The organism is Bacteroides sp. (assembly GCF_019417265.1).
GTDB lineage: Bacteria > Bacteroidota > Bacteroidia > Bacteroidales > Bacteroidaceae > Phocaeicola.
In genome coordinates, this window is the sequence record NZ_DXVR01000016.1 from 23428 (window position 1) to 43010 (window position 19583).

At 41.7% G+C, this 19583-nt stretch carries 11 protein-coding genes and 1 pseudogene; 6 read left to right on the plus strand and 6 right to left on the minus strand.

Annotation, left to right across the window (positions count from 1 at the left end):
- Nucleotides 1-34: 34 nt before the first annotated feature.
- From QZ379_RS03735 to QZ379_RS03750, 4 genes are read left to right on the plus strand one after another with little or no spacing between them, the layout of a single operon-like run.
- On the plus strand, nucleotides 35-3013 hold the full coding sequence (locus tag QZ379_RS03735) for a SusC/RagA family TonB-linked outer membrane protein (protein ID WP_291558498.1): 2979 nt from the start codon (nucleotides 35-37) through the stop codon (nucleotides 3011-3013).
- A 21-nt stretch (nucleotides 3014-3034) separates the two neighbouring features.
- Nucleotides 3035-4543 (plus strand): SusD/RagB family nutrient-binding outer membrane lipoprotein, encoded by a 1509-nt coding sequence (locus tag QZ379_RS03740; RefSeq protein ID WP_291558500.1) that lies wholly within the window; start codon nucleotides 3035-3037, stop codon nucleotides 4541-4543.
- 27 nt (nucleotides 4544-4570) lie between these two features.
- Nucleotides 4571-5260: a BT_2262 family domain-containing protein gene (locus QZ379_RS03745; RefSeq protein WP_291558502.1), complete on the plus strand. Its 690-nt coding sequence runs from the start codon at nucleotides 4571-4573 to the stop codon at nucleotides 5258-5260.
- Between the two features lie 3 nt (nucleotides 5261-5263).
- A complete protein-coding gene (locus QZ379_RS03750) occupies nucleotides 5264-5764 on the plus strand; it encodes a lipid-binding protein (RefSeq protein WP_291558504.1) in 501 nt (166 codons plus the stop codon).
- A 302-nt stretch (nucleotides 5765-6066) separates the two neighbouring features.
- On the opposite strand, the pseudogene QZ379_RS03755 reads toward QZ379_RS03750, so the two are convergent.
- A pseudogene (locus QZ379_RS03755) lies at nucleotides 6067-6243 on the minus strand (DUF4250 domain-containing protein).
- A 149-nt stretch (nucleotides 6244-6392) separates the two neighbouring features.
- On the opposite strand from QZ379_RS03755, the gene QZ379_RS03760 reads away from it, so the two are divergent.
- Nucleotides 6393-7367, plus strand: a complete 975-nt coding sequence (locus QZ379_RS03760) for an Rpn family recombination-promoting nuclease/putative transposase (RefSeq protein WP_291558506.1) — start codon at nucleotides 6393-6395, stop codon at nucleotides 7365-7367.
- 37 nt (nucleotides 7368-7404) lie between these two features.
- Nucleotides 7405-10164: a substrate-binding domain-containing protein gene (locus QZ379_RS03765; protein WP_291558508.1), complete on the plus strand. Its 2760-nt coding sequence runs from the start codon at nucleotides 7405-7407 to the stop codon at nucleotides 10162-10164.
- A gap of 86 nt (nucleotides 10165-10250) precedes the next feature.
- Here QZ379_RS03765 and QZ379_RS03770 read toward each other — a convergent pair whose 3' ends face one another.
- The 5 genes from QZ379_RS03770 to QZ379_RS03790 form a co-directional block, all read right to left on the minus strand.
- Nucleotides 10251-11129 carry a carbohydrate kinase gene (locus QZ379_RS03770; RefSeq protein WP_291558510.1) on the minus strand — a complete coding sequence of 293 codons (879 nt, stop codon included), beginning with the start codon at nucleotides 11127-11129 and terminating at the stop codon, nucleotides 10251-10253.
- Between the two features lie 6 nt (nucleotides 11130-11135).
- Nucleotides 11136-12290: an MFS transporter gene (locus QZ379_RS03775; protein WP_291558512.1), complete on the minus strand. Its 1155-nt coding sequence runs from the start codon at nucleotides 12288-12290 to the stop codon at nucleotides 11136-11138.
- 2 nt (nucleotides 12291-12292) lie between these two features.
- On the minus strand, nucleotides 12293-13999 hold the full coding sequence (locus QZ379_RS03780; protein ID WP_291558526.1) for a DUF4980 domain-containing protein: 1707 nt from the start codon (nucleotides 13997-13999) through the stop codon (nucleotides 12293-12295).
- A 188-nt stretch (nucleotides 14000-14187) separates the two neighbouring features.
- Entirely contained in the window at nucleotides 14188-15954 is a 1767-nt protein-coding gene (locus tag QZ379_RS03785; RefSeq protein ID WP_291558514.1) for a RagB/SusD family nutrient uptake outer membrane protein, read from the minus strand.
- Nucleotides 15955-15995: 41 nt separating this feature from the next.
- Complete coding sequence (locus QZ379_RS03790) at nucleotides 15996-19118, minus strand: TonB-dependent receptor (protein ID WP_291558516.1); 3123 nt, start codon at nucleotides 19116-19118, stop codon at nucleotides 15996-15998.
- Nucleotides 19119-19583: the final 465 nt, after the last annotated feature.

Below are 19583 nucleotides of genomic sequence, written 5' to 3' on the forward strand. Positions count from 1 at the left end.
AAATATTTATGCAAATAAGAGAACGGCCGGAACTTTGGTTGTTTCATACATAGGCATGAGGAAGCAGGAATTAAAAATCAAAGATGTCGTTAATGTCGTATTGCTTTCGGACACAGAATTGCTTGACGAGGTCGTCGTGACAGCTATGGGTGTCAAGCGTTCGGAAAAGGCACTTGGATATTCCGCTACTTCAGTGGGCGGCGAGAAGATTTCTGCAAGCCGTACCTCGGATATCATGTCAAGTCTGGCCGGAAAGGTAGCAGGTGTGCAGATTTCCGCGACTTCTTCAGACCCCGGAGCGTCAAATTCGGTTGTTATCCGTGGTGCAAGTTCTTTGAGCGGCAGCAACCAGCCTTTATACGTTGTGGACGGTGTGCCTTTGGACAACTCTTCAGTGTCTTCCATTGATTTGAACGACGGTTTTGACTTCGGTAATGGCGCAAATGCCGTAAACCCTGACGATGTAGAAAGCATGACCATACTGAAAGGTGCGGCAGCGACTGCTCTTTACGGTAGCCGTGCGGCGAATGGCGTGGTAATGATTACCACAAAATCAGGAAAGAAAAGCCGTGGCTTAGGTATAGAATATAACGGCGGCTTGCAGTGGTCGTCTGTTCTGAGAATACCGGAATTGCAGAATGAGTTCGGTATGGGATGGAGCGGAGATCATACCTTGCTTGAAAACGGTTCTTGGGGACCGAGGTTTGACGGCTCAATGCAGTTGTATGGTAATATTTATAACAATTCTCAGAAGATGAAGCCGTATCAAGCAGTGGAAGACAATATGAAAAACTTCTTCGATGCAGGTTTCCGCTATAGCAACAGTTTGTCTTTCAACGGTGCTACTGATAAAAGTACATATTTCGTTTCTTTCTCGCAGATTAGCGATGACGGAATCATACCTACGGATGCCGATTCATATAAGAAATACACGTTCTCTGCAAGAGGCAGCCACAAGATAGGGGACTTGACTTTCAGCTCTTCTTTGAATTATGCTCATCAGGATAACAAGTTCGCATCGACAGGCCAAGGCTTGTCAATGGCAAACTCATTGTGGCAGACACCTCGCGATATCAGCATGGAAAGCATGGCCGATCTGAACGACCCTTTCAATACTCCCGGCTATTATTACACCCCTTATGGTGTGATGAACCCATATTATATATTGGAAAACAACTTGAACACATACAATTCTGAACGTTTTTACGGTAAATTCCAGGTGGATTATGACTTCCTGAAATACTTCAAGTTTACATACCGCATGGGGCTCGACACTACTACAGGACAGAAGGAGTTCGGCAAGGAAAACCTGTACGCGCTTTATTACGAAGGTACCCCGAACGGTGAGGGCCAAGGCACTTACAGCCCGTTTGCAGGCAAATATGGCCAGTATAGCATCATGACAACGCGCCGCCGTGAGATTAACCATGATTTATTGTTGACTTTCGATATGCCAATAAACGATTTCCATGTAAACGCTTTGGTGGGTTTCAACGGCAACGAGCGTAGATATTCATACCAGAAATCAGAGGTGAACGACCTTACCATTCCTACATGGTTCAATCTGTCGAACTCTGCAAAGACTCCTTCCGTTACGCAATATCAGGAACTTCGCCGCCTGATGGGTGTGTTCGGACAGGTGGAGGCTTCATGGAGAGACATGCTATACTTGACTGTTACCGCACGTAACGACTGGTCTTCCACTTTGCCAAAGGGCAACCGTGATTTCTTCTATCCTGGCGTTACAGGTAGCTTCCTGTTCAGCGAACTGTTGAGTGATGATGTGAAGGACATAATAACATTCGGTAAGGTTCGTGCAAGCTGGGGTCAGACAGGTAACGATGCCGATGTATATATGTTGAGCCCGGTTTACGCGGCGGCAGAATATAAAATCCCTTTCGGAAGCATTGAATTTCCTATCAATGGCGTAAATGCTTATACTTTAGGAAATGTATTGGGTAGCAGCACGCTGAGTCCGGAAATGACAACGGAATATGAATTCGGACTTAACATGGCATTCCTGAACAACCGCATTTCTTTCGACTTGGCTTATTACAACCGTAATTCAGACAAACAGATTATGTCGTTGAGCCTTGACCCTGCAACGGGTTATACTTCGCAGAATACCAATTTAGGTAAAATCAGCAACAAGGGTGTCGAATTGCTCGTAAACGTGACTCCTGTAGAGATTAGAGATTTCAGATGGGACGTGACGCTCAACTTTACAAAGAACTGGAGCAAGGTAGTAAGCCTTCCTGAGGAGCTTGGAGGAGAAACCTCTATTTTCGGCTTGAACGGTGGTACCAGCATGTATGCGATAGTGGGTGAACCTCTTGGAACATTCAAGGGAGAAGTGGCGGTAACCGACCCTGAAGGAAGAATTGTTGTTGATCCTAAAACCGGATTTGCCGTACGCGACACAGAATTCAAGATATTGGGCGACATGAACAACCGTTATCAAATGGGGCTTTCTACAATGTTGTCATACAAAGGCGTGTCTCTGAGCGCGGACTTCGATATCCGAAGGGGCGGTGTCATGTATTCAAAAACCAAGAACACGATGTTCTTTACCGGTAATGCAATACAGACTGCATACAACGACCGTAACCCGTTCATCATCCCTAACTCAGTAAATATGGTGGAAAATCCTGACGGCAGCATCTCTTATGTGGAAAACACTACGCCGATATCATCTATGGATATATGTAATTATTATTACGGGCAAAAAGGAGGTATAAATGGAGAGATTGATTTGATAGACAAGTCGTACGTCAAGTTGAGGTCTATTGTACTGAGCTGGAACATGCCTAAGAAATGGTTTACAAAGACTCCGCTGCAAGGTGTAAAGATTTCCGCATATGGAAACAACCTGTTCGTGTGGACTCCATCGGACAATACCTACATCGATCCTGAAACAACGTCTTTGGGTAACGACCTGTATGGTAATTATGGAGAGTTCGGTTCCAATCCGTCTTCACGCAATTTCGGTATCAACTTAAATGTGAAATTCTAATTATTAAAGGAAAAGTTATTTATGAAAAAAACTATATTTTATTCATTGTTGATGGCGGGTTTGGTCACAAGTTGCGACTTGGACATCAATGACAACCCGAACTATCCGGCAAACGAACAGATGACTCCGGATTTGATATTCCCTTCTGTTGAAGCCGGTGTGGCTGTTGCCGCAGGTGGGGATATACATAACTATGCCGGTTTCTTTTCTCAGTATTTCGAACAGTCTCCTGAGGCGAGCCAGTATGTGACAATCAGTCAATATAATCTGAACGAAACATCTCAGTTGCTCGATTATTCTTATACCACTATCTATGCGCGTGCTTTGATGGATGCCAAGGAAGTGTTGGACAAGAGTACAAGCACGGCATTGTCTTTTGCCACTACGGTGATGCGTGCCTATATTCTCCAGGTGATGGTGGACAATACAAGCGATGCTCCATATACCGAGGCATTGGGTGGTACCAATGTGAGCAATCCTAAATGGGACAAAGGTGAAGATGTGTATAAAGGGATTTTGCAAGAAATGGATGATGCGGAAAAGGCTTTAGATGAAGATGCTTTTGCTTCTTTGGATGCGGAAGACCTCGTGTTCGACGGAAACATGGAACAGTGGAAAGGTTTGGCCAATGCGTTGCGCCTCCGCATGTATATGCGTTTCATCGATGCCGACATGGAGAAAGATGCATATATAGAAAAAGTGAAAACACTTGTAAATGCAAATAATTTCTTTACAGGTGATGCAGCTTTCAGAGGTTTTGCGGATGAGGCGTCAAAGCGTAACCCTTGGTATGAAACTAACGCTGTGGGTATTACAGGAGGACAATGTGCCGCATATCCGATTGTATCTTACTATACTTCTACGAATGACCCGAGAATGTCTTTCGCTATCAATTTGAACAAGAAAGACAACAAATACGTTGGCCAGATTCCCGGAGGAAGGGAGATATCTGACGAACATAACGGTTCCGACAAATGGTTGAATAAAGACGTAAGTGCAATCAATCCTAACCATTCTGATGGCAAAGGTGCCGTACAGCCGGTTTATTTCTTTACACAGGCGAATCTACAGTTCCTCGTAGCTGAAGTGAAATTGAGATTCTTGAACGATGCGGCAGGGGCGCAGATTGCTTATGAGAATGCAGTGAAGGCGGACTTTGAAGCTCGTGGCATAGCCGGTCGGGAAGATGATATTTTAAACCTGTGGGCAGGTGCGTCAACCGACGAGGACAAACTTGATTTGATTTATATGCAGAAATGGGCCGCTTTCTTCTGCATGGATCACATGGAGGCTTGGAGCGAATTGCGTCGTACCGATGTCCCTAAACTCACCACGGTGCCTCAAGTTGATATATTCAAAAACGGAATAGCTTCCGGATATTCTGCCGGCGACTTGATTTCCCCTTGGAAAAACGTGATGGGTAGCGGACTTATCAAGCGTGTGAACTATCCTCTGAGTGCGCGTATGTATAACGTAAACACCCCTAAAGCTGTGTCCTTGGACACTCCTGTATGGTGGGATAAGAAATAATAATCCTTAACGAAATAAGATAGATATATGAAAAAGATATTATACGGCATGTTAATGGGAAGTGTGCTTCTTTTTACGGCGACATCGTGTGAAAAAGAAATAGAAGACCTTTCGCAAATAACGTATTATGTTGACCTCCAGTTGAAAGGAGAAAAAGAAATATGGATGGAATTGAACACTCCATATAATGAACCGGGATATACGGCAACAGAAAACGGTGTGGATGTTGCTGACAAAGTGGAGGTTTCCGGTAGTGTGGAAACTGATAAGGTGGGATATTATCCATTGTACTATTCTGCTCAGAACAAGGATGGTTTCTCTGTTTCCGACAGCAGGGATGTGTTTGTGTATGACCCTTCTGTTACATCGGACCATTCCGGTACATATAGTGTAGAAGGTAAACGTACGACTTCTGTCGGCTCTGACAATTTCTCTGGTTTTACTGTAACAGTCTCGCTCGTAAAACCGGGATTTTATGCGTTCTCAGATTTTATAGGAGGATATTATTCTCAAGGTAAAGGCTATGGCGATGATTATAGCTTGAGCGGATATGCTTCTATTGATGCCAATGGCGTGGTAGATGGACTTTACAGTTATGTAGTAGGCTGGGGTGATTCAGCAACGTCTATTGCCGGAACTTTAAATGCTGATAATACCATTGATATGATGGTAGATTATGCAGGAATGAAATTTGAATATAAACTAACTAAAATGTAATCAATGATGAGAAAATATATAGTACTTGCTTTTGCTGCCATATCTGTCATGTTCGTGTCTTGCCAGAAAGATTTCGAACCGGGAGGGACAGAAGTCGAAAAAATGGCAGGAGAATGGTGGGTTACCGCCACTGTGATTATTGACGGACAAGAGGCCGGCGATATAGGACTTGGACATTTCCGCATGAACACTTACAATACGGCAAACAATGTCCCGACAGAAATGTGGCTGGACGATGGCGGAAATTTCTGGGACTACAAGTTGAAAGTGGATGTGGATTATAAAAACAGGACTTTCTCTACAAAAGACTTTGTAAGTAATGTTTCATATGATTGCAAAGTCAAAGTTGCCGATGGTAAAGTATTGGAAGGAGTGGCTACTACCCCGAGCGGAATGCCTGCCGACAGCATAGTATACATGATTCAGTTTGACGATGACGAGGATGCTTTGACATACAAGGTGTCAGGTTTCCGCCGTACAGGTTTTCCGGCAGATGACTTTTAAAACGACTTGTTATAACTAAAACCAATGCGCCTGGTGCACAATACCAATTGTTCACTTGGCGCATTTTTTATATATTACCATCCCAAGCAATCTGAAAACAAGTAACTTGCGGATAAGAATTAGGAAAGGGAGAGCAAAGCCGGTTACTTGGTAATATGAGTATGCTTTTCAGGAAACAGGGGCTTTCTGATGAAAGTATTGCTAAAGAGTTGAATATCGGAATTAATGATTTCTCGAAATATGTAAAAGCAAGAAAGAATAACAGCAGAATAAAGCATTCTCCCTCTTGTGAAAAAAGTATGTTACCAGAACTTGTTTAATCCTTCATCGTATTCAAAGCCTGCATCTTTCAGGCGAGATGTTATTTCGTCCTTGTTGAGGTTCAAATCATCGCATAGGGAGTCGAACGAAAGGTAGGAGCCTCTCTGTTTCATGTTAATGAGGCTGAATAGCATCATCGGATTTTGGGTTAGTTACATATTAATTATCTTGTCTTTATTTTGTTTTAACTGCAAAGTCACGCTTTATTTCAGTGCGTTTGTGTAATAATTAATGAAACTCTCATATCTATTTTGATTATCCATGCTTTTGCATTATCTTTGCTGAAACACCTACAAAAGAAACGAATATGAGATATCTTGACCCCAAAGCAGACCTGACATTCAAAAAGGTTTTCGGAGAGCATCCGGATTTGATAACAAGTTTTCTTAACGCCCTTCTTCCTTTCGAGACAGAAGATGAGAAAATTGTCAGTCTGGAATATCTTCCTGCAGAACTCGTGCCTGAAACTCCTTTGAAAAAAAACAGTATAGTAGATGTTCGTTGTCGCGATTCAAACGGTCGTGTGTTCATAGTGGAAATGCAGATGATATGGTCTCCTGCGTTCATGCACCGTGTGCTGTTCAATGCGTCTAAAGCATACGTCAGACAGGGAGATAAAGGCGAGAAATACGAACTGCTTCAGCCTGTTTATTCACTTAATATAGTGAATGATGTTTTCATGCCTGAGATAGAGGAGTTCTATCATGATTACCGCATCGTCCATATGGAGCATACGGAAAAAGTGATTGAGGGGCTGCGCTTTATATTTGTGGAACTTCCAAAATTCAAACCGCAGACTTTTAGCGAGAAGAAGATGCAGGTGCTTTGGCTTCGATATCTTACTGAGGTGGACGAAAAGACACGCGTTGTACCGGAAGAGCTTATGAATGTTCCCGAAATAAAGAAGGCTGTAGACCAGCTTGAGGAGTCAGCCTTTAGTGATGCACAGCTTTGGGGATATGATGACTTTTGGGATGCAGTAAGAGTAGAGAAAACCCTTGTAAGTGATGCTCTGAACAAAGGCTATAATCAGGGGATCGAGCAAGGTAGAGAAGAAGGCCGGGAGGAAGGCATGGCACAGGGCCGGGAGGAAGGCATGGCACAAGGCAGGGAGGAAGGCATAGCACAAGGAATAGAGAAAGGAATAGAGAAAGGAATAGAGAAAGGAATAGAGAAAGCGAAAATAGAAACAGCTAAACGCATGTTGCAGAAAGGTTTTTCCATCGATGACGTTTGTGAATTGACAAATCTCGATAAGGAAATAGTAGAGCGTCTTATCTGATAGTGAAACAGGCTTATATATACTCAGAAATACAAAAATGAAACACCTCATTATAAGACATATCATAACTATATTCTCAATTATTCAATTATTCATTATCGCATCATGTGCTAACCATGAACGGAATTTCATCATCGGCGTATCGCAATGCAGCGATGACGAATGGAGAAGCCGTATGAACAAAGAAATAATGCGCGAAGCCCTTTTCTATCCAAACCTGAAAGTGGAAATAAGGACTGCAAAAGACAATAACCGCGAGCAAATAAAGGATATAGAAGAATTTATAGCAAATGATGTCAATCTGATAGTTGTATCACCAAATGAGGCGAAAGCTATTACTCCGGTGGTGGAAAAGGCTTATGACAGGGGAATTCCGGTGGTATTGGTGGACAGAAAAATCACATCCGACAAATACACTGCTTTCGTTGGGGGAGACAACTATCTGATGGGGAAACAGATAGGTACTTACATAGCAAACAGACTGAACGGAAAAGGAAAAATTGTAGAACTTACAGGGCTTAAAGGCTCTACTCCTGCACTGGAAAGACATAATGGGATGAATGAAGTTCTAAAAGAATACCCTTCAATAGAAATTATTGCTACTACCGATGCCGCATGGCTAAAAAACAAGGCCGAAACAAAGTTCGATTCCATACTCTCCATACATAAAGACATCGACATGGTAATAGCCCAGAACGACCCTATGGCATATGGGGCATATCAGGCCGCAAAAAAATCCGGTAGAGAAAAAGAAATGCTATTTGTTGGAGTTGATGCTTTGGCAGGAGAAAAGTTAGGTGTTGAACTGGTGGCAGACAACATACTTGATGCCACTTTCATATACCCTACAGAAGGAGACAAGGTTATCCAGGTTGCCATGAATATATTGGAAAAAAGAGATTATAAAAGAGAAAATATATTATCGTCAGCATTAGTAAATGCCGGGAATGCAAGAATCATGCAAATGCAAACGTCGCATATAAATACATTGGATGAGAAAATTGAAGTTCTTAACGCAAAACTCGATACATATCTCATGAGATATTCATCGCAGAAGATGTTCTTGTATGCTTGCATTGTTATTCTATTCTTATTAGCCGTACTGTTGTTCTTCGTTGTAAGGGCTTACTGGACCAAAATAAGGCTTAACGCAGAACTCTCTAAACAGAAACAGCAACTGGAAGAACAACGTGACCAGCTTATTGACTTATCACAAAAACTTGAAGAAGCTACAAAAGCTAAATTAGCTTTCTTTACGAATGTTTCGCATGACTTCCGTACACCGCTCACTCTGATAGCCGACCCGGTAAAAAAGCTCTTGAACAGCGAAAACATCCGAGATGATGAAAGGTTCCTGCTGAATATCATAAACAAGAATGTAACGGTTCTCCTAAGACTTATAAATCAGATTATGGACTTCAGAAAGTTTGAAAACGGGAAACTGGAAATGCATTTATCAGAGTTCAACATAAAAGACTGTATGAAAGAGTGGGCTGAAGCGTTCCGTACACTGGCTTACAGAAAACACATCACATTTAAATTTACGGCAGACGATGCGGATTATAACGTCATAGCAGATTCAGAAATGATGGAGCGAATAACTTACAACCTGCTTTCGAATGCTTTCAAATTCACTCCGAAAAACGGTAATATCAGCATCTGTCTAAGCAAAAATGCAGAGAACGGCATATCAATGAAATTCTCAGATACCGGTGTCGGAATGCCGGCAGAACATGTCAAACATATATTTGAAAGTTTCTACCGGATAGATGTACACCATGCAGGCTCTGGTATAGGACTTGCACTTGTTAAAGCATTTGTAGAAATGCATCACGGGAAAATCGACGTAAAGAGCAAAGAAGGAAACGGTACTATATTTACGATTAATATTCCAGCAAAACAAGACGGTAAAATATATCATGACATTGACAGAAAAGCTGTTTTGAACAATCTCAAGGAAGGAGCGGTTGTTATGGCAGGTCAGGAAAGTCTGTCGGCAGAGAACGTTACAGGCAAAGACCGGGACGCTTCAAATGAGGGTGAACACGAAGCAGTAGTGCTGGTTATTGATGACAATCAGGACGTAAGAGATTATGTAAAATCACTGCTAAGTGAGAATTACACTGTAATTGAGGCAGCAAACGGCAGTGAGGGACTTAAACTGGCTATAGCCAATGTTCCGGACATAATTATTTGCGACGTGATGATGCCTGTTATGGACGGAATGGAGTGCTGTAAGCACCTGAAAGCTGAGCCGCGCACGTCGCACATCCCGGTAATGATGCTCACGGCCTACTCTATGGACGAACAGAAAATAAAAGGATACGAATGTGGTGCAGACTCATATATATCGAAACCTTTCAGTTCTGAACTGCTCATGGCCAGACTCCGCAATCTGATAGACAACCGCAACAGACTGAAAGATTTCTTTGGAGATAAAGTCACCACAAGCACTACCCCACTGGCTGATACAGATAAAGGTTTTGTAGAAAAATTGCGCAAACTGATTGAGGAGAATATGGGTAATACAGATTTCAGTGTAGAAGATATGGGTGAAAAGATAGGTTTCAGCAGAGTTCAGCTATACAGAAAAGCAAAAGCTCTGACAGGATATACACCTAATGAACTTCTGAGAATAGCAAGGCTTAACAAGGCTAACGCGATAATCAAGACATCGACAGAAAAAAGTATCTCCGAAATTGCATACGAGGTGGGATTCTCATCCCCTTCGTACTTCACCAAATGCTACAAGGAATTCTTTGGTGAAAGTCCAACAGATGTATTAAAGAAAAAATAAGAATATTAAGAACGGCTGTTGAACATCTTTTATAATGTATTCAACAGCCGTCACAATTTTATTTATAAACTATTAGCCTATTTAAATCAGTCCAAATACACATCCGGCAATACCGGCATTGCACCGTTCTGCGTACATACATAGGCTGAAACTTTTACTGCCAATTCATGCGCTTCACGAACACTCTTTCCTTTCAATATGGAAGCTACAAATGTTGCTGTGAAAGAATCGCCGGCTCCAACTGTGTCGGCTACAACTACCTTCGGAGTTTCTACAAATGAAACGCTTCCTGGAGTAAATACATAGCTGCCGTTTACACCACAAGTCAGTATCAGCATCTTCAGATTATACTTGGCCAAAAGAATCCAGCACTTGTCCTGAAGGTCGATACCGGGATAGCCGAACATACGGCTTACTGTCACCAATTCTTCGTCATTTATCTTTAGGATGTTACACTTTCGGAATGAATTGCAGAGAATCTCCTTTGTGTAAAATCCCTGACGGAGATTGATATCAAATATCTTCAATATATCGTCACCTGCAGGCATGGCATCAATAAAACTGTTGATTGTTTCGCGCGATACTACACTACGCTGGGCTAAAGAACCGAAACAGACAGCACGCGTGTGCTTTGCCAGGTCTTCAAGAGCAGGAGTAAACGGGATATTATCCCATGCAACACCTTCCTTTATGTCATAACAGGGAACACCTTCGGCATCAAGCTCTACCTGAACTGTACCTGTTGGATAAGGGACTGTTTCAACTATACCGTAAAGTTTCTTATCGCGGAAACTGTCGAGTATCTCTTTTCCAAGTTTATCATCACCAACAGCACTTACTACACGGCTGTTCAAACTAAACTGAGATATATGGTATGCAAAGTTTGCAGGGGCACCACCCAATTTCTTTCCTTCCGGAAGCACATCCCATAATGCTTCACCCATTCCTACTACTAAATCATTCATAATGTGTTATTTTTTAAGTTTCATGGTATAAATCAACAAATAAATCACTCCTATAGCCATTACTGCTACTGCTCCGTCCTGACCGGCTGCATCGGAAGCAAATCCCATAAGCAATGGGAATACTGTTCCACCAAAAAGACCCATTATCATCAAACCCGATATCTCGTTTTTCTTTTCTGGCATTGAAAGAAGAGCCTGAGAGAATATTATCGAGAATACATTTGAATTACCGAAACCTATCAATGCGATGGATGTGTATATCACTGAATCGGCATCTGAAGTCAACAGTCCTACCATTGCAGCAAGCATACAGAGTACACTTATAAGGAAAAACAAACGGGCAGAAACTTTCTGAAGGATAATAGAACCGGAAAAACAGCCGATGGTACGGAAAATGAAATAAAGGCTGGTCGCAAACGAAGCCTCATCAAGGCTCATGCCAAGACGTTCCATCAGTATCTTTGGAGCCGTGGTATTGGTTCCGACATCTATACCTACATGACACATTATTCCTACAAAACAAAGCAGGATGAAAGGAGAACCAAGAAGTTTAAGACAATCGGCAAAACCGGATGCCTTGTCGGGATGTTCTTCTTCTATAGGAGTAGCGCCTAGCCAAAGTACGGCTATAACAGCTATTATCATGTATATAGGGAAGAGAATTCTCCAGCCAAGACCGAATGTCGGCATTGCCTGTGTGGCACCCCACATGGCTATATATGGGGCGAGAAATGAGGCTATGGCTTTTACAAACTGACCGAAAGTCAAGGAACTGGCCAGCTTGTCGCCGCTTATAATATTACTTAAAAGCGGATTCAATGATGTCTGCATAAGAGCATTTCCTATACCTAACAAAGAGAATGAGCAAAGCATCAACATGTAACTATCGCCAAATATTGGCAGAAGCAATGAAGCGAATGTCACTACAAGGCTCAACAGCACTGTTTTCTTACGGCCTATACGGTTCATCAGAATTCCGGTCGGTACCGAGAAAATCAGAAACCAGAAGAATACCAGCGAAGGGAAGATATTGGCTTGAGAATCACTCAAGCCAAGGTCTGCTTTCACATAATTGGATGCTATTCCCACCAGGTCGACAAAACCCATGGCGAAAAAGCAAAGCATCACAGGAATTAATTTATTTAGTTTTACTGTAGCCATAATTATTTCAGTTTATAGATATTCAGTTCTTTAACATTGAAGTTTCCCCGCTCATTTTCGAATATAAGTGTGTTGTATGGAGCGGAAGGGAACATACGGTTTGTCATTACATATTCACCGTCCTCGCCAAACACTTCAACACTGGAACGATCGACAAATATACGAAGGGTTATTTCATCCGTATCATCTACCGGAGAAACCGTCAGAGCAGGGAACTCCCGACTAAAATCCACCAAACCACTTTCACTGCGCTCCATTACAAACTGTTTGCGCTGTACATCGAAGTGCATGTGTAGTTTTTCTCCTTTTTCATTACTTAGATAGAACACAATACGCGAAGCTCCGTTATTTTTTATTGACATAACTATCTCGTAAGCGCCATTATTATCATCCAAAAGACTGTCTATACGATAATTCTCTTTCACCTTGAACGGAGAGAAAGACTTCTTTTCGCCACGTGCCTGAAGCATTTCCTTTGCAGGAGACGACTTGAGATATAGTTCACCATTGCTGCGGTAGAGTGTCAGGTCGCGTGCAATGGTATTGGCGCCACGATACTGCATGGTAGGCAATACTCCCTGATACTGCCAGTTACTCATCCATCCCAAGGCTACGACACGTCCGTCGGGCGCGCCGCTGAATGTTACTGTGGCATAGTTGTCCTTTCCCCAGTCCATCCATTTGGTTTCTGTGGGAGACTCATTTATAAATTTCTTGCCATTAAATGTTCCTACGAAGTATTGTGTGGCTGAACCTCCGAAAGGACCTCCGGGATTGATGTTGCATATCAGTACCCATTTTTTCTCCTTTGTACCCTCCACCGGTAGTTCCACAAGATCCGGACATTCCCAAACTCCACCATGCGCACCCTGCTTCTCGCCAAAACTGCTTTCCTTCTTCCATTCCTTCAGATTCTTAGAAGAATAAATCTGCATTTCCTGACCTACAGCAAGCATCATGACCCAGTGTTTATCGGGTTCGTACCAGAACACTTTCGGGTCACGGAAATCACGTTCCCTGGAAGTCAGAACAGGATTCTTGTCATATTTTGTGAAAGTTTTTCCATCGTCAAGGCTGTAGGCCATGCTCTGTGTCTGAATGTCACCCCATGGAGAGGATTTGGCAGATGTGTAGAACGCAATAACCGCTCCGGCTCCGAAGCCTGCTGTATTGTCCTTATCAACCACACAAGAACCGCTGAAGATGGCGCCCAAAGCATCAGGGGCTATGGCTATTCCTTCTGATTTCCAATTTACAAGGTCGGCCGATGTGGAGTGTCCCCATGCCAAGTTTCCCCATGTGCTTCCATACGGATTATACTGATAATACAGGTGATATACTCCGTCCTTGTAAAACATTCCGTTAGGGTCGTTCATCCATCCGTATGCCGGTGTATGGTGATAAAGCGGACGGAATTCCTCACGGTTTGCGGTATCGAAATTATCGGACAGTTTCAGTTTTTTCCAGCAAAGAGCATTTTCAGGTACTCCCTGTATATCTATTGTAATATATTCCCCTTTATAGTCTATTAGTTTGAATGGGACATAATAGTCAACCCTTTCACGAGCAAGACGGACATTCGAATAGACACCAACCTTTACATTATTCTTTATTATACCTACTTTTGCTTCCGGAGCATTGTCCTGAATTGGCAACAGTATGTATCTGTTCATAACTTCCATGCCTACGAAATTGGCCTCGTTCACCATGTGGCTTATCTTCAACTCATTTCCATTTGCTCCGAAAGAAGAAGATAACGAAGCAAACAAAACAGACATAATTGTAATTACTCTTTTTCTCATGATATTCGATTCTTATGTTTATTGTTTCTGATTTAAAAAAATTATATATACTATTCGATACTAATACCTATTGAAAACTATGATAAAAACAAGTATCAATCATAATTCTTATTCTGTTTGTACAGTTTCGGAATATAGAACAATTGGTTGTATGGAATCGGGAAGTATTCGTTCTTCTCCGGAGTATATTTCGCATCCTTGTAGTATTGGGCGTAAGTCTGTTCCACAGTTTCTCCTTTTTCATTTACGTAAGTGTAAACATCATTCTGCTCGCTTGCGAAGTATGCGTTCAGCGTTTCAGAAGCTATACCCCAACGGCGAAGGTCGAAATAACGGCCGTTTTCCATAGCCAGTTCCAGACGACGCTCCCAACGTACACATTCGCGTGCTGTCTCTTTATCGTCGAAATAAGAATCCGGATAGAGACTTATCTTACAGAAATCTTTTGCATAACTGATGTGCTTGTTTATAGAATTGGCAGCACGCTGACGAATATCGTTAATGATTTTTTTTGCTTCACCCAGTCTGTCAAGTTCCACCAAGGCTTCAGCACGCATCAGCATAACATCTGTGTAGCGGAACACATAATCATTAGTAGCAAATGCTTGCCAAGGCTGATTAAATGTTTCACCTTTTGAACGCTGTGGAACCTCCTTCAAAGAAGTATAGTATCCGTATGTGTTAGGAGTACGTGAGTTATTGACTGTCTGCATGTACGCACTTTCATATTTATAAGGGAAAGAAGGCATACCTACTGTATGGAACAAACGTGGGTCCCATTTCTGAATGGAAGGCTGACCATTTACAGGATAATCAATCTTATCGTTGAAATGCTCGAACATAGGCAGCCCGTTTTCTGTCTTGAATGCATTTACAAGATTTTGAGATGGTTTATGAAAATCCCATCCACAAGACCACATACCCCAACAACCGTTCAATGTTATTGACCAGTTAGCACGACCGAATGCTGTATTATCTTCTGAATAATCAGATGTCTGAACCGCAAAAACAGACTCTTTACTGTTTTTGTATTCCGGTAAGAATATATCACCGAAATCCTCCAAGTAACCATATTGTGAAGATTTTACTACTTCAGTATATTCAACGACTTTTTCCATATAGTCATTATTGATGAACTCAACACCTGTACCGCTTTCATAACCGGTACCCCAAGCCAGGTCAAGATAACATTTAGCCAAATATGAAGCTGCGGCAATTTTATTTACACGTCCGCCATCAGTCTGTGATTCAGGCAAAACATTATAAGCTGTTTCGAAATCCGCGATAACATTTTTCATAAGCTCTTCATAACTGAAAGCTGTATTGCTTATCTGCTCAATAGTATTGTTAGAGTATGCCACTTCATCAATCCAAGGAATCTGACGGAACACTGTAATCAGTTTATAATAGAAATGGGAACGTAAGAATTTCACTTCAGCGACGCGCTGCTCGGTCAGACTTGAACCCAATACACTTTCACCATTAGTCTCCAATGCAACTAAAGCACGGTTACATCTTGAGACAGCACAATAGAGTCTGTACCAAAGGTCATCCATGTGGTCAGGAGTAGTAGCAGTAAGTGAACTCCAGATTTCAAGTGCGTGATAATTTGTATCTGTAGTACCGGAACCACCTTTCAGGGAGTTGTCAGAAGTGATATCTCCATACGGAAAGAGATTGAACGGATATGTGTACCAGCAGTCGCCTAACATAGCGTATGCCGCAGTTACCATTTCTTCAGGTTTTGAGAATGCAGTTTCCTCATCTACTACGGCTGTAGGATTATAATCAAGAAAATCGTTACAGCTATTCAATGAAAGTCCGACCAGACAAACAGTCAATAATTTATATATTCTTTTCATAATGTCTAACTATTATTTTTATTTTCTACAAATCTTAATGCTTAAAATCCTATCTGTAAACCAAATGAAACAGATGTCGCCAATGGATAATTCCAATCAGTATTTTCTGGATCGGAACAAGTAAGCCCCTTGCTCTTAATTGTCAAAAGGTTCTGTCCTGAAACATAAATACGGGCATTCGACATCTTAACTTTTGAAAGGACTTTCGCCGGTATGCTATAACCTAACTGAAGATTACGGAGTTTAAGATAAGAACCGTTTTCAACGAAATAACTTGAAGCACGTCCTTCATCTGCTGTATTGTTTGTAGTAAGAGCAGGAATATCAGAATCCGTATTATTAGTATTCCATGCGTCAAGCAAACGGTCACCCTTATTTGAGCCGGCATCTGTTATACTCCAAAAGTCTGTCTGGAACTTCTGGTTGTTATAAACATCCTTGCCAAACACTCCTTGCCAGAACATGCTTAAATCAAAGTTCTTATATGTTAGACCAATGTTAAAGCCGGCAGAGAATTTAGGAACAGGGTTATATATCCAAGTCTGGTCATCGGCAGTAATACCATGCTTGCCATCCAAATCGGCATATTTCAAACCACCGACACGCGCATTTGGCTGTCCGGAAGCATCAACTTCTTCCTGAGTCTGGAAAAGTCCTTCAACCACGTAGCCAACTATTGAACCGTAAGGTTGACGAGCCTGAACCAAGTTTTCTGTAGATGTGTGAGCATAAGAACCGGTAGTTGTTGCAGGCAGATATGTTACCCTGTTACGGAAGAAATCGGCATTTACATTAACATCAAGCCCTAAGCCATTGGCAAAAGTATTACGGTAACCTACGTTGAATTCCATACCCCAGTTTCTCAATGAAGGACCGTTCATCCAAGTATCACCACCTTCGCCATAAGCACCTAAAAATGCCGGACGAATCAACATGTCTTTTACATCCTTTATATATCCATCGATTGATCCATATACCGAGCCGTTCAACAGTGTAAAATCAGTACCGATGTTGAACTGCTGTGCTGACTCCCATTTCAGATTAGGATTAGCAAACTGTGTAGCTCTGTAACCGGAAGGAAATGTACCTGAACCTTGCAAGTACAGGTCGTAAGCAGCAGAAGTAACACGGTCAAGTCCATAATCGGCTACATACAGACCAAACTGTGCATTATTATCAATAGCCTGGTTACCTGTCTGTCCCCATGACAAACGGATTTTCCAATCGTCCAACCAATCTTTTTCCATCAGTTTAGAAATACGCACACCTAAAGTTGCAGCAGGGAATGTACCCCAGCGGTGATCTTTACCGAAACGTGAAGAACCGTCACGACGTACTGTAAACGAAGCCAGTATAAAGTCATTGTAGTTATAATCTATCTTACCGAAGAATGATGCCAGACGATAACCAACCTTGGCGCCCGAATTTCTCATGGCACCTGTAGCCGCATTTGGCCACATATAATCAGGAGTTTCCAAAGCATATTCTTCAGAATAAGCGGAGAAATCCACTACCACCTGCTTGTTCATTTCAGTACCGAGAAGGACTGTGATATCGTGTTTGTCCGTAACCTTGAAATTATAGTTTATCGTATTAGACCAGGTCCAGTTTGTTTCATTATTATGAGACAATGTTGTCTTGGCTATGTCATTATTAACGATATCAGAATGATAAGTCGGAGTCATGGCGTTTATAAATGCGCTATAAAAGTCAATACCAAAGTTAGAGCGGAAAGTAAATCCTTTGAAAGGCTTGATTTCAACAAAAGAATTACCGAATATACGCCAGTAATTAAGACTGTTGTTACGATTATGATACATTTCGCGCAACGGATTCTGACGGTCACTCATACCGCCTACAGGTCCGGCAAACGTAACTCCGTCTTCCTCATACACCGGAACCGTAGGAGCCATCTTCAAGGCATTCTCCATAGGAGCACAGTCAACCTGACTGGAATATGTTATGGTGAGATTCTCACCTATCGTTACATATTTATTAATATTATATGAAGAGTTCATACGGGCTGACAAGTTTTCGAAATCAGTATATTTCAAAATACCTGTATTCTTCTTATATCCGAGAGAAAACATTGATGAACGTTTATCGTTCGCACTTGAAATAGAAAGATCATAGTTCTGAGAGAAACCTGTACGTGAAATTTCGTCCAACCAATCTGTATCAGAGAAACGCATCGTCTTTTTCTGATTGATATAACCATCATAAAGACCGTTTACTGTATAATTTACATAACTGTTAGTAGCAGGATTCCAGGCTGTGATAGGAACACCTGCACTGGCATTAAGATTCAAGCCATAGTTGCCTGCGTATGTTACCGGATCCAATCCATCGTTCAAGGCAGCCTGAGCCATTGCCGTAGCGTACTCGGCTGAATTTGACAGCTTCATGAGAGATTGGTTGGTATAGAACTGGGCTGTCAGATTTGTTGAAAAATCAACATTAATTTTTTCTGATTTCTTACCTTGTTTTGTTGTAATAATGATTACACCGTTTGACGCACGCGAACCATATATAGAAGCTGAAGCCGCATCCTTCAATACCTGCATACTTTCAATATCGTTTGCATTCAAAGAATTCAACGCACGGGTAGTAGGAACACCATCCACGATAAACAAAGGGTCCTGGGAAGAATTAAACGAACCGATACCTCTGATTCGTACAGTACCTGTACCGCTAGGCGAACCTGTTTGTGTAATAGTCATTCCAGGAATCCTACCTTGCAATGCACGCATTGGGTCAGGATTTGAGATTGTTTTCAGTTCGTCTGCTGATACAACAGCGACAGAACCTGTCAGGTCGGCTTTACGCTGAGTGGAATAACCGGTCACTACGACTTCATCAAGAACTTCCGTATCTTCTTTCAAGACAAAGTTCATCACACTCTGGGCTTTCATTGTCTGCGTCTTATAACCTACGAAAGAAACAGAAATAGAACTTGAAGGTCTTACAGTCAAAGTAAAATTACCGTCGATGTCAGTAATAGTACCATTAGTATTATTACCATCTTCCACTACCGTGGCACCAATAACAGGGAAATTGTCGGAAGCTGACAACACTGTACCATTAACCACCAAATCTTGCGCATGCATGACTATGCATATCAATGAGAACAACGCAAGAAGAAATTTTCTTTTCATGCTTTTCATACGCATTAAATAATTAGAATTAAACAATTTGTTTTTCGTTTCTGTCACAAAGGTAGTAATGTTACCTGCACAGATATGTAACAAATGTTTCATACGCAATAAAAAATGTTTCATGTATCATTTTCACATCAAGATGAAACATTTTTTATACCTCCTTAATTCCGCAACACATTTCTAAAGAGAATAATTTAAAGTACTGAGTAATAATATATTGCCCAGTACTTTGTCATGTCAGAATATTCACTTAACTTAGTGTTGTATATAAAAGTTCATAAATCTTCATCAGACATGGCTAAAGTACAAATAAAATCCGGAGAAAATCACTCCTTTTGGCGGAAAGATGTTCCGCTTTTTACGACGACATGTTCATTCTCAGAGGATGGAGAACAGAGGAAATCAACGGAATTGAGTTCGGACTATCCACAACGAGTCGTATCAAGACTTTCGTCTTCAAATTCATTTCTG

What these genes read in the sequence shown, in the direction of transcription:
- QZ379_RS03785 (WP_291558514.1), bottom strand. Translation starts at nt 15,954, where the DNA reads ATGAAAAGAATATATAAATTATTGACTGTTTGTCTGGTCGGACTTTCA.
- QZ379_RS03790 (WP_291558516.1), bottom strand. Translation starts at nt 19,118, where the DNA reads ATGAAAAGCATGAAAAGAAAATTTCTTCTTGCGTTGTTCTCATTGATA.
- QZ379_RS03775 (WP_291558512.1), bottom strand. Translation starts at nt 12,290, where the DNA reads ATGGCTACAGTAAAACTAAATAAATTAATTCCTGTGATGCTTTGCTTT.
- QZ379_RS03770 (WP_291558510.1), bottom strand. Translation starts at nt 11,129, where the DNA reads ATGAATGATTTAGTAGTAGGAATGGGTGAAGCATTATGGGATGTGCTT.
- QZ379_RS03745 (WP_291558502.1), top strand. Translation starts at nt 4,571, where the DNA reads ATGAAAAAGATATTATACGGCATGTTAATGGGAAGTGTGCTTCTTTTT.
- QZ379_RS03750 (WP_291558504.1), top strand. Translation starts at nt 5,264, where the DNA reads ATGATGAGAAAATATATAGTACTTGCTTTTGCTGCCATATCTGTCATG.
- QZ379_RS03740 (WP_291558500.1), top strand. Translation starts at nt 3,035, where the DNA reads ATGAAAAAAACTATATTTTATTCATTGTTGATGGCGGGTTTGGTCACA.
- QZ379_RS03760 (WP_291558506.1), top strand. Translation starts at nt 6,393, where the DNA reads ATGAGATATCTTGACCCCAAAGCAGACCTGACATTCAAAAAGGTTTTC.
- QZ379_RS03765 (WP_291558508.1), top strand. Translation starts at nt 7,405, where the DNA reads ATGAAACACCTCATTATAAGACATATCATAACTATATTCTCAATTATT.
- QZ379_RS03780 (WP_291558526.1), bottom strand. Translation starts at nt 13,999, where the DNA reads ATGGTGAACGAGGCCAATTTCGTAGGCATGGAAGTTATGAACAGATAC.